Genomic DNA, 12,346 nt, shown 5'->3' on the forward strand with positions numbered 1-12,346 from the left:
CCATGTCAACGCTAAACTTTATTCAACAAGGGTTACGTGTTCTAGAGATTGAACGCCAAGCACTCAGCGATATTACACAATACGTTAATGAAAGCTTTAACCAAGCCTGTCAATTAATGTATGACTGCTCAGGTCGTATTATTGTTATTGGCATGGGTAAATCAGGCCATATTGGTAACAAAATAGCCGCCACCCTTGCCAGTACCGGCAGCCCCGCATTTTTTGTTCACCCGGGTGAAGCAAGCCATGGTGATTTAGGAATGATCACAGTAAATGACGTGGTTATCCTCATTTCAAACTCTGGTGAAACCAGCGAAGTACTTAATATTATTCCAGTATTAAAGCGCATTGGTGCCAAAATGATTGCCATGACAGGCAACCAAGGCTCAACCATGGCAACATTGGCAAATGTGCATGTGTGTATTAAAGTTGAACAAGAAGCCTGCTCATTGGGCTTAGCACCTACTGCAAGTACCACTGCCACACTCGCTATGGGTGATGCCATGGCGGTGGCATTATTAGAAGCACGCGGCTTTACTGCTGATGATTTTGCACTATCGCACCCTGGTGGTAGCTTAGGCAAGCGATTACTCTTAACTCTTAAAGATGTTATGCACAGTGGTGCTGATACGCCTATCATTAACGAGACGCAAACGATTAAAGATGCCTTAATTGAAATGTCGGCCAAAGGACTCGGCATGACCGCTATTGTTGATAGTGACCAGCAATTATCAGGCCTGTTTACCGATGGCGATTTACGCCGTATTTTAGAGCAACGTATTGACATTCATAGCACTGAAATTAATGTTGTGATGACCAAGTCGTGTACTACAGCCACCCAAGAGATGCTCGCGGCTGAAGCGTTAAATATTATGGAACAAAAACGTATTAATGGTTTAATTGTAATTAATGAGCATAATCAACCGATTGGCGCACTAAATATGCAAGACTTACTTAAAGCGGGAGTGCTATAAATGCAATTTGAAGATCTCTATCAACCGCTAAGTGATGATGCAAAGGCGCGCGCAAAAAAAGTAAAGCTATTAATTTGTGATATTGATGGTGTATTTTCTGATGGCCGTATTTACCTTGGAAACCAAGGTGAAGAACTCAAAGCATTTAACACCAAAGACGGATTTGGTATCAAAGCCCTGATTAACAGCGGTTTTGAAGTCGCCGTAATCACTGGGCGCCATTCTCATATAGTGCAGCAACGTATGAGCAGTTTAACCGTACAACATATATATCAAGGCCAAGAAGACAAGCTTATAGCCTATCAAGAATTAAAACAAAAATTAGCGCTTAGCGATGAGCAAATTGCTTATATAGGTGATGATGGCCCAGACATGCCAGTAATGGAGCAAGTCGGTTTTGCGGTTGCCGTAAACGATGCTCATCCACTTATTAAACGTTTATCACATTATGTAACCCAACTGCCCGGCGGTTTTGGTGCGGTAAGAGAGCTAACAGACTTACTTATGCTCGAAAATAACAAGCCACTAACTAGCCAAGGAACGAGTTCATGAATGTAGCGCGCATTATACTGAGCGTTTTATTCATAAGCTGTATGGTTTGGCTCTGGTATCCTTATTTTACTAAGGTTGATATTACTGCAAGCGAAGAAACACAAGTTATTGCTAAGCCTGATTATACCGCTATTGAGCTAAAACAAACAGCTTATAATGAACAGGGTAAAGTGAGCCATAAGGTAACTGCGGTAAAAATGGAGTTGTATCAACAACTCGGTTTTACCTTTTTTGAAAAGCCTATATTCACTTTATACAACGAGCAGCAAACATGGCGTATTAACGCCGATGAAGCCACCCTCTACGACGACCGTCAACTGGTGTTAGAGGGTAATGTAACCGCTCAAAACTTAGTAGATAACGCCATGATCGATACGATCACCGCCCAGACCATCAATGTTGATATAAAACTATTAACCATGCAATCACAGCAGCCTGTCGTTATTACAGGACCTAATTTAAAAATCACAGGTAAAGGCCTTGAGGCCGATTTAAAAACCGAGGTGATTAAACTTATTAACCATACGCGAACCCTATATTATGACCAATAACCTATTTAAAATTTTAATTGTTCCCTCACTATTAATTGCTTTTAACAGTAATGGCGCTGAACCTGCTGAAGCCCCCGCTGCTAATCAAATTTCAATTAGTGCAGATAAGCAAGAAGGTCAATTAAAAGAAAACGTAGGCATTTTTGAGAAAAATGTTGAAATTATTCATGGTAATCGCCGTATCACAGCTGACCGTTTAGAAGTGCACAAACGCGATGACCTAGGCGATAACAAACAGTTATTAATTGCCACAGGCAGCCCTGCATATTTTGAAGAAACACAAGCTGATGGCACCATAATGAGTGCCAGTGCTAATGAAGTGCGTTACGATGTGTCGCTGCGTTTTTTAACCTTAATCGGCGATGCAAGCATTGCTCAAGCAGGTCAAAAAATAACAGCTAAAAGTATCACTTACGATATCGAGCAGCAGTTAATTAGCGCAGAAAAAGACGAAAACTCAACAGACCGTGTACACACTATTTTAGTCCCTGTTGAAAATAAAAAAGAAGATGATAAAGGCCAACCATGAGCACATTAAAAGCAGAGCTATTAGCTAAAAGCTACAAAGGTCGTGAAGTTGTAAAAAACGTTGGCCTAGAGGTTGAAGCTGGCAGTATTGTGGGGTTACTTGGCCCTAATGGTGCAGGTAAAACCACCACTTTTTATATGATTGTAGGCCTTGTCCCTAGCGATAAAGGCAAAATATCAATTGATGATAAAGATATTACTTTATTACCGATGCACAGCCGGGCGCGTTTAGGGATTGGTTATTTACCGCAGGAGTCGTCTATTTTTAGAAAGCTGACTGTTTATCAAAACTTAATGGCTATCTTAGAAACACGTAAAGAATTAAATAAACAACAACGCGAAGATACCTTAAATAATTTACTTGATGAATTTAGCATTCAGCATATCCGCGACAGCCAAGGTATGGCCTTATCAGGTGGTGAACGTCGCCGCGTTGAAATTGCTCGCGCGTTAGCAGCAAACCCTAAATTTATCCTTTTAGACGAACCCTTTGCGGGGGTTGATCCTATCTCAGTATTAGATATTAAAAAGATTATAGAGCATCTTAAAAACCGTGGCATTGGCGTACTTATTACAGACCATAACGTGCGCGAAACACTTGATGTTTGTGAAAAAGCCTACATAGTTTCTCATGGGGAGTTAATTGCATCAGGCACTCCTGAATACGTATTAAACGATAAAACAGTACGCGATGTTTATTTGGGCGAGCAGTTCAAGCTCTAATATGTGTGTTATTCCACTAAGCATCTGCTAAGATTAATCATACTAATTTAAAAGGATTGTTAGAGATACATGAGGCAATCATTACAGCTGCGCATGGGCCAGCAACTTACAATGACTCCACAGTTGCAACAAGCAATTCGCTTATTGCAACTCAGTACATTGGATCTCCAGCAAGAAATTCAAGAAGCGCTCGATAGCAACCCCTTGCTTGAAGTTGAAGAACACGATTACAGCGAAGACACTGCAGGTAAAAACGAACAAAAAGCCGATAACGATGACTTAACGCTAAGTGCCTCAGCTGACGATAAACCTAGCGAGTATGAGCAAGACAGCGGCGAAGCAATGACCAAAGACACCATTAGCGATGATATGGCTATGGATGTTACTTGGGATGAATATATGAGCGCAGCGCCTGCCTCTTCATCGGGCCCAATGCCAGAAGATGAATCTATTTATCAAGGCTCTTCGACTGAAACGCTGCATGAGTATTTAATGTGGCAACTTCAATTGACGCCGTTTAGCCCTACCGATGAAGCGATAGCTATTGCAATTGTAGAAGCTGTGGACGACTCAGGGATTCTAACCCTTAGCTGTGAAGAAATATTAGAAAGCTTTAACCAAGAAAACGACGGCGAAGATGAAGTTGAACTTGACGAAATAGAAGCGGTACTAAAGCGTATTCAACTATTTGATCCAGTGGGAATAGCCGCGCGTAGTTTACAAGAGTGCTTGTGTATTCAGCTAAATCAATTTGATAAAGACACACCTTTTTTAAACGAAACAAAAATGATCTTAACCGATCATATTGATTTACTTGCTGCACGTGACTATCGCACGTTGATGAAAAAAACAAAGCTTAAAGAAGATGAGCTTAAAGAAATCATGACGTTGATTCATACGCTCAGCCCAAAACCGGCAGACACTATTGTTAGAGAAGAGTCTGAATACGTTATTCCTGATGTGTCGGTTAAAAAAGTTAAAGGTCGTTGGGTAGTTGAATTAAACCCAGATAGCATGCCTAAGATCAGAGTAAATAGCCAATATGCAGCTATGTCGCGTACGGTTAAATCAAGTGGTGATAGCCAGTTTATTCGCTCGCACTTACAAGAGGCTAAATGGTTTATAAAAAGCTTAGAAAGTAGAAATGACACGCTACTTAAAGTAACCAACTGTATTGTGCAGCAGCAACAGGCCTTTTTTGAACACGGTCCTGAGGCTATGAAGCCTATGGTGCTTAACGATGTGGCTGAAATGGTGGAAATGCACGAGTCGACTATATCGCGTGTTACTACGCAAAAATACATGCATACACCACGTGGCATTTTTGAGCTTAAATATTTCTTTTCAAGCCATGTAAGTACTGAAAATGGTGGCGAATGTTCATCAACAGCAATACGTGCATTAATTAAAAAATTAATCGCTGCAGAAAACTCAGCTAAACCATTGAGTGATAGTAAAATTGCAGATATATTGGCAGAGCAAGGAATTAAAGTAGCGAGGAGAACCATTGCAAAATATCGCGAATCTCTAGCTATTCCCCCGTCTAATCAACGTAAAAGTTTGATTTAAGGCGTACAACAAAGAGGAAAATGTTTATGCAACTGAATTTAACTGGTCGCCATGTAGATATTACCGACTCGCTTAGAGACTACGTAAATAGTAAATTTTCGAAGTTACAGAGGCACACTGATCACATAACGAATGTGCACGTTATTCTCGATGTAGAAAAACTAAACCAAAAAGCTGAAGCAACCGTTCATGTTAGTGGCGCTGAGATTTTTGCCTCTACTGAGCATCAAGATATGTATGCCGCTATAGACTCGCTCATTGACAAGCTAGATCGTCAAGTAATTAAACACAAAGAGAAACTTGCTCGACACTAACACTATGAAACTAAGCTCACTTATCTGTCAGGACTGCAGTAAAGCTGCGGTCCTTTTTAATAGTAAAAAAAGAATTTTAGAATTTATCAGTGAATTGGCTCACAATAAGCTGCCCTATTTAACACAACAAGATATTCTTAATGCATTAACTGCAAGAGAAAAGCTTGGAAGTACAGGCATTGGTCGAGGCATTGCTATTCCACATGGTCGCATGAGTGGTGCTCAAGAGCCCCTTGCTTTGATTTTAGTGAGCGAAACAGCTATTAATTTTGATGCGATTGATAACCGACCGGTTGACATTTTTGTCGCGTTAATTGTTCCCGATGGCGATAATCAGCAGCATTTGAAGACGCTAGCCACGATTGCTGATAAGCTCAATGATAAAGAATTTTGTAAACAGTTACGCGCCGCCAAATCGGATAGCGAACTGTATCAGGTTATCGTCAGTCAATCGTAGTAATAAAGAAAGGTGATAAATGGAATTAATAATTATAAGCGGTCGTTCAGGCTCAGGTAAATCTGTGGCGTTACGCGTTGTGGAAGACTTAGGTTATTATTGTGTAGACAATATTCCACTTAATTTATTACCATCATTAGTGCGCAGTGTTTCCGACAGTTATAATAAAATTGCCGTGAGTGTTGATGTACGTAACCTACCTAAAGAGCAACAGCAGTTTAATGAAATCATTGAATATTTACCTGGTTTTACTAAACCAACGGTATTTTATTTAGACAGTGACGATCAAACATTAATAAAACGTTTTTCAGAAACGCGACGTCTCCACCCTTTATCTATTGATTCTTTGCCGCTTGATTTAGCCATAAAAAAAGAAAAACAACTACTTGATGTATTGATTAACCGTGCTGATTATATGATTGATACCACGGATTTAAGTGTGCATCAGCTTGCTGAGTCTATTCGTGAAAAAATACTCGGAAAAAAAGATAAACAACTGATCATTACCTTTGAGTCATTTGGTTTTAAACACGGCATCCCTAAAGAAGCAGATTACGTATTCGATGCCCGCTTTTTACCAAACCCGCATTGGGAGCCTGAACTTAAGCCACTTACAGGGCTGGACCAACCAGTAAAAGACTACCTAGCAAGTCACAGTATAGTGCAAAAATTTACATGGCAAATTCAAACATTTGTGCAAACATGGCTGCCGCATTTAGAACGAAATAACCGCAGCTACTTAACCATTGCAATTGGCTGTACTGGTGGGCAACACCGCTCTGTTTATTTAGCGCAAACCATTGGTGAAAGCTTTGCAATGAGCCATCCTAATGTAAAAATTCGCCACCGAGAACAAGAATAAAGCTTGCGAGAAGATGTCATGCGCTTAGAAAATACATTTTTAATAAAAAACAAATTAGGATTACACGCTAGAGCGGCGACAGTATTAGCTCAGCTTTCTGTGCAATTTGATGCCACAATCACTTTATTTCAAGATGACAAACAAGCCGCTGGCGATAGCGTGCTGGCACTTATGTTACTCGAAAGCAGCCAAGGCAAAGAAGTTAAGGTGGTATGCGAAGGCCCCGACGCTGAGCCTGCACTTAGCGCAATAGGTGAGCTCATCGACCAACGATTTAATGAGCAAGAATAAAAAAGTTCATTATTAACTCATCATCCTAAGCTTAGGTTAATAGTGGTTGAGTTAGTTTGCTCACATAAAGTAAGATAAACTAAAATTGAATAGCATTTATACCCTTCCAGCATGTAATACAATTTAATTAAGGACGCCAATGCCTGAAGCTTTAGAACAAGATATTCCACTACAACAACTAAAACAGGTGACTAAGTCACTAAATAGTGGTCAATTTGTTCAAGTTAGACGCATGCTGGCAAAAACGGCGCCTTGTGATACCGCACTTCTTTTAGAATCATCCCCGCATAAAATTCGCCGTATGCTCTGGCAGCTTGTTGATCCTGATGTACAAGGTGATGTGCTTGAAGAGCTTTCTGAAGATGTACGTTTGGGCATTATTGCGCAAATGGCACCCGAGCACATTGCTGCTGCAACCGAAGACATGGGTCATGATGACTTAGGGGAAGTACTACGTAGCCTACCTGACACTGTTTATAAAGACGTTGTTAGCGCTATGGATATTCAAGATAGAGAACGTGCAACGCAGGCTTTATCGTATCAAGAGCGCTCTGCTGGCGCATTGATGAATATAGATACCGTTACTATTCGCCCCGATGTGACTCTAGATGTGGTACTGCGTTATATTCGCTTACGCGGCGAATTACCTGAGGGTACAGATGACTTATATGTGGTTGATGAAAATAACTGCTTTTTAGGCGCCCTATCGCTGAGCACTTTATTAACCAACCCCCCTGAAAAAATTGTTCATGATTTAATGGATGAAGACTGTGAGTCTATTCCTATTTCAATGGATGAGAGCGAAGTTGCACAATTGTTTGAGCGTCATAACTGGATATCGGCACCGGTTGTTGATGACAACGCACACTTGCTTGGGCGGATCACCATTGATGATATCGTTGATGTTATTCGTGAAGACGCTGAGCACAGTTTACTGGGTTTAGCGGGTTTAGATGATGAAGAAGATACCTTTGCACCTGTGTTGAAAAGCTCTAAAAAGCGCTCAATTTGGCTGGGAGTAAACTTACTAACTGCATTGCTAGCTGCAATTGTGGCGAGCTTTTTTGAAAACACCTTAGCTATATTACCAATTCTTGCTGTGCTCAATGGTATTGTCCCGTCAATGGGTGGGGTTGCAGGCAGCCAAACCTTAACTTTGGTTATTCGCGGTATCGCGGTGGGCCATATCAACCAAACTAACCAACGTTTTTTATTATTAAAAGAACTCGCTATCGGCGCGATTAACGGTATGGTTTGGTCTATCCTAATTGCCGGTGTCGTTGCGCTTTGGCAATGGGATTTCAAACTCGGTGGTGTTTTAGCGTTTGCTATGTTTATGAATTTAGTTGCAGCAGGTATTGCGGGTGCTAGTATCCCACTATTGCTTAAAAAAATGAAAATAGATCCAGCACTTGCAGGCAGTGTGGTACTAACCACGGTAACTGATATTGTTGGTATATTTGCCTTCTTAGGTACTGCGACTTGGTTATTGATTTAATCTTTTTATAAACGTTTTTAAACAAAAACACCGCATCAATACGCGGTGTTTTTGTTTAAGCCGATAGTTACTTTACATAAGTTAAGGCTACTTAGCGCGCTGGCGATTACCACCTACCTTAGGTTTAGTGTTGGCTTTTTTAAACTGGCTAAAGCCAGTATGACGAGTAAGCGCAGGACGACCGCCCTTATTGCCTTTTCCGCCTTTGGTTTGTCTTTCATCTCGTCCTTCTTCAGGGACTAAACAGTTAGGTCCTTTACCAATAAGCTTGGCTTTGCCCATGTTACGCAGGGCTTCGCGGATCATTGGCCAACCGGCAGGATCGTGATAGCGTAAAATCGCTTTATGCAAACGACGTTGGCGCGCTCCCTTAGGCACAGGTACTTGCTCCGTATTATTTTTAATATTACGTAGCGAGTTCATTTCTGTGTGGTAAATGGTGGTTGCGTTGGCCATCGGTGATGGATAAAAATTTTGTACCTGATCAAGCTTAAAATCATTCGATTTCAGCCACAAAGCCATGTTTACCATGTCTTCATCTTTAGTCCCCGGGTGAGCAGAAATAAAGTATGGAATTAAATACTGCTTTTTACCCGCTTCTTTTGAGTACTTATCAAATAACGCTTTAAATTCATCATAGGCGCCCATACCCGGCTTCATCATTTTTGATAATGGGCCGTCTTCTGTGTGCTCGGGTGCTATTTTTAAATATCCACCAACATGATGGGTTACTAGCTCTTTAACGTAACGAGGATCACGTACTGCAAGGTCATAACGCACGCCCGAAGCAATTAAGATCTTTTTGATCCCTTTGACCTCACGCGCTTTTTTATATAAGTCGATAGTGGGTGTGTGATCGGTATCCATATGCTTACAAATATCAGGATACACACATGACAAGCGACGGCACGTACTCTCTGCTTTTTTACTGGTACAACGCAGTTTGTACATATTTGCAGTTGGCCCACCTAAATCAGAAATAACCCCAGTAAAGCCCGGCACTTTATCTCTAATTTGTTCAATTTCTTCGATAATCGATTCTTGTGAACGGCTTTGTATTATGCGCCCCTCATGCTCGGTAATAGAACAAAACGAACAGCCGCCAAAACAGCCGCGCATAATATTTACCGACGTTTTAATCATATCGTAAGCAGGGATTTTATTATCGCCATAACTTGGGTGTGGAATACGCTGGTAAGGTAAACCAAACACGTCATCCATTTCCTGAGTTTCAAGCGGATAAGCCGGCGGATTCACCCAAATAGAACGATCGCCATGACGTTGAAATAACGCCCTTGCACAACCTGGGTTGGTTTCTTGATGTAAAATACGTGATGCATGCGCATACAAAGGCTTATTAACGCTAACCTGCTCAAATGCCGGCAGTTTAACGTAAGTTTTTTCCCACGGCTTAGGACGAGCAGGCTGGATGGTAATTGGTTTTGCAGCTTCTGCTTGTAAATCGATGCCGGCTTGCTTAAATTCTGATTTAGCACAGCCCACATCATCCGCGCCATAAGGATTAGGAATAGGGTCTATTTTACCAATTTTATCAATCGCTGTTGAGTCACTGCCACGCCAACCAGGTAAAGGCTCTTTACGAATAACTGCCGTGCCTCTAACATCCTGTATGGTATCCATGGTTTCACCGGCAGCGATACGATGCGCTACTTCAACTAACGGGCGTTCGGCATTACCATAAATTAAAATATCGCCTTTAGCGTCAAATAATACGCTACGACGTACTTTTTCTTGCCAGTAATCATAATGAGCAATACGGCGCAGACTGGCTTCAATGCCCCCTAACACTAATGGCACATCTTTGTAGGCTTCACGACAGCGTTGTGAATAAATGATCACTGCGCGATCTGGGCGTTTACCGCCGACATTTCCTGGTGTGTATGCGTCATCATGGCGCATTCGTTTTTCAGCGGTGTAACGATTGATCATCGAGTCCATATTACCGGCTGTAATACCAAAAAATAAGTTAGGCTTACCCAATGCCATAAACGCATCTTTAGAGTTCCAATCTGGTTGAGCAATAATACCCACTCTAAAACCTTGCGCTTCTAGCACTCGGCCAATTACGGCCATCCCAAAACTAGGATGGTCTACATAAGCATCACCGCTAATAATAATAATATCGCAGCTATCCCAGCCAAGCGCGTCCATTTCTTCGCGTGTTGTTGGTAAAAATGGAGCTGTGCCATAACACTCAGCCCAATACTTGGGGTATGAGAATAAGGCGCGTTCAGCTTTTAATGTGCTCATAAAATTGGCCGTTCAATAACAAAAGGCGCGAATTATACCCTATCGACATCCCCGTTGATATAGCACAAAATGAAAGCGCTGATTAAAAATTGTTTACCTTTATTGCATTACTAAAACTAATAAATCATCTAAACTTATTACGGCTAATGTCTGCTTTTGGAATAATACAAGGTAGATAAAATAGATCAAAAGCAACCGTGACTTCGTTAAACTATTAAATAATTAATAATTGATAGACGCTGTAAATTAAAATAGATGAGGAATACCTATTAAACTACTTAAAAAAATAATGCAGTTTTCAATCATATTGCTTCTGGTTTTTGTTGTCGTTGGATTATTGTTACCACAAAATTATCATGTGCAAAAAAGTATAAAAATTAATGCACGCGCTCCCGTAATAAAGTCATTAGTGGAGGACTTTACCCAGTGGTATAAATGGTCGCCGTGGCAACAAATAGACCCTAATATTAAGTTTAATATTGGAGAACCGAGCTCTGGCGCAGGAGCCTACCAATCTTGGCAAGGTAAATGGGGCAATGGCGAAATGACAATATCGTCATTAAGCGATAATGAAGTTGTATTTAGTGTGTTATTTAATCAAGAGCATATTATCACTAGCAAATTGCTATTTAGCCCGCACACAAAAATCGTCACGTGGCATATAGAAGGACAAGCAACGATGCCGCTTATTTCTGGGTACGTTGCTATATTTGCTGAAAATATATTAGGTAATATAGTGACCCTAGGGCTAAATAACTTAAAAACGGTCGCTCAACTCAGTGATGCACAAGCAATAATGGAAAGCCATGACAGTCAAAACCGCACAAGCCAGGATTAAACTTGCCAATATTATTGAGTCACTGCTAGGTTACTCGGTCACAAAAGTGAGTAATACGCCTGCCATTGATGAAAAAACCTATAATCCTCAAGGTAAAGCCAAATCGCTTTATAGTATTAATAGCGAGCATTCAATTTTAGCGCGTGCTCAAAAAAGACAAGACTTACTACTGATTAAACAGCAACAAAATATTGAGACTATTTTAGCCTTAGCAATGGAGTTTTGTCCTGATGTTGCTTGCGCCAAACAGCCCGATGCTGATTGGGTAGAGCACTTTATAGCCTTATGTGAAGATACCTCAAATCAATCTATGCAAGTGTTGTGGGCAAAAATTTTTACTGGCGAAACCATTAGCCCAGGTACTTTTTCTATTAAAAGTTTACAAACACTCAAGCACATGACCCAGCGCGAAGCCGATTCATTAAGAAAGTGCGTGTCTATTTCTGGGTATAACGAAAAGGATAGTAGCCACCTAATATTCTTGGGGTATTACAAAAAACCCTCGTTATTTGATTTACTAGGTAAAGGCAATAAAGTGTCATTAAGCATAGGTAAAAGCGGCGTGAGCTTTCCAGACGTACTAACTTTAATGGATTTAAACTTGCTGTATCGTAAAGAAATAGAGTCAGCGGCATTAAAAGTAGGACAAGAGTTCACCCTATCCTTTTTATCACAAAAACTAACCTTAAAAGCAAAAAGTAACGATTTGGTGCTTAGCTATTATAAGTTTACTCAAACAGGTGATGAACTATTTAGATTAATGAACTACCCAATTAACAAGGTGTACAAACAGTTAATTGGTTCAGCATTTGAAGGGGAGTTTGAATTAGTTTGGCATTCTTTAAAATAGCAAACAGAGATGACTAATAATAAAAGCGTGTGTTAGCTTTTAAAAATAAGAGCCACACAAGGTGGCTC

At 40.7% G+C, this 12,346-nt stretch carries 14 protein-coding genes; 13 read left to right on the forward strand and 1 reads right to left on the reverse strand.

Annotated features, from left to right (window positions below; genetic code table 11):
• Positions 1-2 precede the first annotated feature (2 nt).
• The 11 genes from A9479_RS08865 (at position 3) to mgtE (ending at position 8,319) form a co-directional block, all read left to right on the forward strand.
• Positions 3-974 (forward strand): KpsF/GutQ family sugar-phosphate isomerase, encoded by a 972-nt coding sequence (locus A9479_RS08865; protein WP_064663229.1) that lies wholly within the window; start codon positions 3-5, stop codon positions 972-974.
• Positions 975-1,526 carry a 3-deoxy-manno-octulosonate-8-phosphatase KdsC gene (gene kdsC, locus A9479_RS08870; RefSeq protein WP_013463985.1) on the forward strand — a complete coding sequence of 184 codons (552 nt, stop codon included), beginning with the start codon at positions 975-977 and terminating at the stop codon, positions 1,524-1,526.
• Positions 1,523-2,077 (forward strand): LPS export ABC transporter periplasmic protein LptC, encoded by a 555-nt coding sequence (gene lptC / locus A9479_RS08875; RefSeq protein WP_024601343.1) that lies wholly within the window; start codon positions 1,523-1,525, stop codon positions 2,075-2,077. The genes kdsC and lptC overlap by 4 nt, the downstream gene beginning before the upstream one ends.
• Complete coding sequence (gene lptA / locus A9479_RS08880; RefSeq protein ID WP_016900279.1) at positions 2,067-2,606, forward strand: lipopolysaccharide transport periplasmic protein LptA; 540 nt, start codon at positions 2,067-2,069, stop codon at positions 2,604-2,606. Before lptC ends, lptA begins: the two co-directional genes overlap by 11 nt.
• Complete coding sequence (gene lptB / locus A9479_RS08885) at positions 2,603-3,328, forward strand: LPS export ABC transporter ATP-binding protein (RefSeq protein ID WP_013463982.1); 726 nt, start codon at positions 2,603-2,605, stop codon at positions 3,326-3,328. The genes lptA and lptB overlap by 4 nt, the downstream gene beginning before the upstream one ends.
• Positions 3,329-3,397: 69 nt before the next feature.
• On the forward strand, positions 3,398-4,897 hold the full coding sequence (locus A9479_RS08890; protein WP_024601344.1) for an RNA polymerase factor sigma-54: 1,500 nt from the start codon (positions 3,398-3,400) through the stop codon (positions 4,895-4,897).
• A 26-nt stretch (positions 4,898-4,923) separates the two neighbouring features.
• Entirely contained in the window at positions 4,924-5,211 is a 288-nt protein-coding gene (gene hpf, locus A9479_RS08895; protein ID WP_010390562.1) for a ribosome hibernation promoting factor, read from the forward strand.
• Positions 5,212-5,215: 4 nt separating this feature from the next.
• On the forward strand, positions 5,216-5,668 hold the full coding sequence (gene ptsN / locus A9479_RS08900) for a PTS IIA-like nitrogen regulatory protein PtsN (RefSeq protein WP_013463980.1): 453 nt from the start codon (positions 5,216-5,218) through the stop codon (positions 5,666-5,668).
• A gap of 19 nt (positions 5,669-5,687) precedes the next feature.
• A complete protein-coding gene (gene rapZ, locus A9479_RS08905; protein WP_010390558.1) occupies positions 5,688-6,530 on the forward strand; it encodes an RNase adapter RapZ in 843 nt (280 codons plus the stop codon).
• Between the two features lie 18 nt (positions 6,531-6,548).
• Complete coding sequence (locus tag A9479_RS08910) at positions 6,549-6,821, forward strand: HPr family phosphocarrier protein (protein WP_013463979.1); 273 nt, start codon at positions 6,549-6,551, stop codon at positions 6,819-6,821.
• Positions 6,822-6,960: 139 nt separating this feature from the next.
• Positions 6,961-8,319, forward strand: coding sequence for a magnesium transporter (mgtE, locus tag A9479_RS08915; protein ID WP_024601347.1), 1,359 nt, complete (start codon positions 6,961-6,963; stop codon positions 8,317-8,319).
• An 87-nt stretch (positions 8,320-8,406) separates the two neighbouring features.
• Here mgtE and A9479_RS08920 read toward each other — a convergent pair whose 3' ends face one another.
• Positions 8,407-10,590 (reverse strand): YgiQ family radical SAM protein, encoded by a 2,184-nt coding sequence (locus tag A9479_RS08920; RefSeq protein WP_016900281.1) that lies wholly within the window; start codon positions 10,588-10,590, stop codon positions 8,407-8,409.
• Positions 10,591-10,879: 289 nt separating this feature from the next.
• Between A9479_RS08920 and A9479_RS08925 the strand changes: the two genes are divergently transcribed.
• Complete coding sequence (locus tag A9479_RS08925; RefSeq protein ID WP_064663230.1) at positions 10,880-11,428, forward strand: SRPBCC family protein; 549 nt, start codon at positions 10,880-10,882, stop codon at positions 11,426-11,428.
• Positions 11,397-12,278, forward strand: a complete 882-nt coding sequence (locus A9479_RS08930; RefSeq protein ID WP_013463975.1) for a TIGR03899 family protein — start codon at positions 11,397-11,399, stop codon at positions 12,276-12,278. Before A9479_RS08925 ends, A9479_RS08930 begins: the two co-directional genes overlap by 32 nt.
• Positions 12,279-12,346: the final 68 nt, after the last annotated feature.

This window comes from Pseudoalteromonas sp. MQS005 (assembly GCF_001661605.1).
In the GTDB taxonomy this organism is placed as follows: Bacteria; Pseudomonadota; Gammaproteobacteria; order Enterobacterales; family Alteromonadaceae; genus Pseudoalteromonas; species Pseudoalteromonas tetraodonis.

Bases quoted from the DNA above. Each gene is read 5' to 3' on its own strand.
- A9479_RS08865 (WP_064663229.1), top strand. From the start codon at position 3: ATGTCAACGCTAAACTTTATTCAACAAGGGTTACGTGTTCTAGAGATT.
- kdsC (WP_013463985.1), top strand. From the start codon at position 975: ATGCAATTTGAAGATCTCTATCAACCGCTAAGTGATGATGCAAAGGCG.
- lptC (WP_024601343.1), top strand. From the start codon at position 1,523: ATGAATGTAGCGCGCATTATACTGAGCGTTTTATTCATAAGCTGTATG.
- lptA (WP_016900279.1), top strand. From the start codon at position 2,067: ATGACCAATAACCTATTTAAAATTTTAATTGTTCCCTCACTATTAATT.
- lptB (WP_013463982.1), top strand. From the start codon at position 2,603: ATGAGCACATTAAAAGCAGAGCTATTAGCTAAAAGCTACAAAGGTCGT.
- A9479_RS08890 (WP_024601344.1), top strand. From the start codon at position 3,398: ATGAGGCAATCATTACAGCTGCGCATGGGCCAGCAACTTACAATGACT.
- hpf (WP_010390562.1), top strand. From the start codon at position 4,924: ATGCAACTGAATTTAACTGGTCGCCATGTAGATATTACCGACTCGCTT.
- ptsN (WP_013463980.1), top strand. From the start codon at position 5,216: ATGAAACTAAGCTCACTTATCTGTCAGGACTGCAGTAAAGCTGCGGTC.
- rapZ (WP_010390558.1), top strand. From the start codon at position 5,688: ATGGAATTAATAATTATAAGCGGTCGTTCAGGCTCAGGTAAATCTGTG.
- A9479_RS08910 (WP_013463979.1), top strand. From the start codon at position 6,549: ATGCGCTTAGAAAATACATTTTTAATAAAAAACAAATTAGGATTACAC.
- mgtE (WP_024601347.1), top strand. From the start codon at position 6,961: ATGCCTGAAGCTTTAGAACAAGATATTCCACTACAACAACTAAAACAG.
- A9479_RS08920 (WP_016900281.1), bottom strand. From the start codon at position 10,590: ATGAGCACATTAAAAGCTGAACGCGCCTTATTCTCATACCCCAAGTAT.
- A9479_RS08925 (WP_064663230.1), top strand. From the start codon at position 10,880: ATGCAGTTTTCAATCATATTGCTTCTGGTTTTTGTTGTCGTTGGATTA.
- A9479_RS08930 (WP_013463975.1), top strand. From the start codon at position 11,397: ATGACAGTCAAAACCGCACAAGCCAGGATTAAACTTGCCAATATTATT.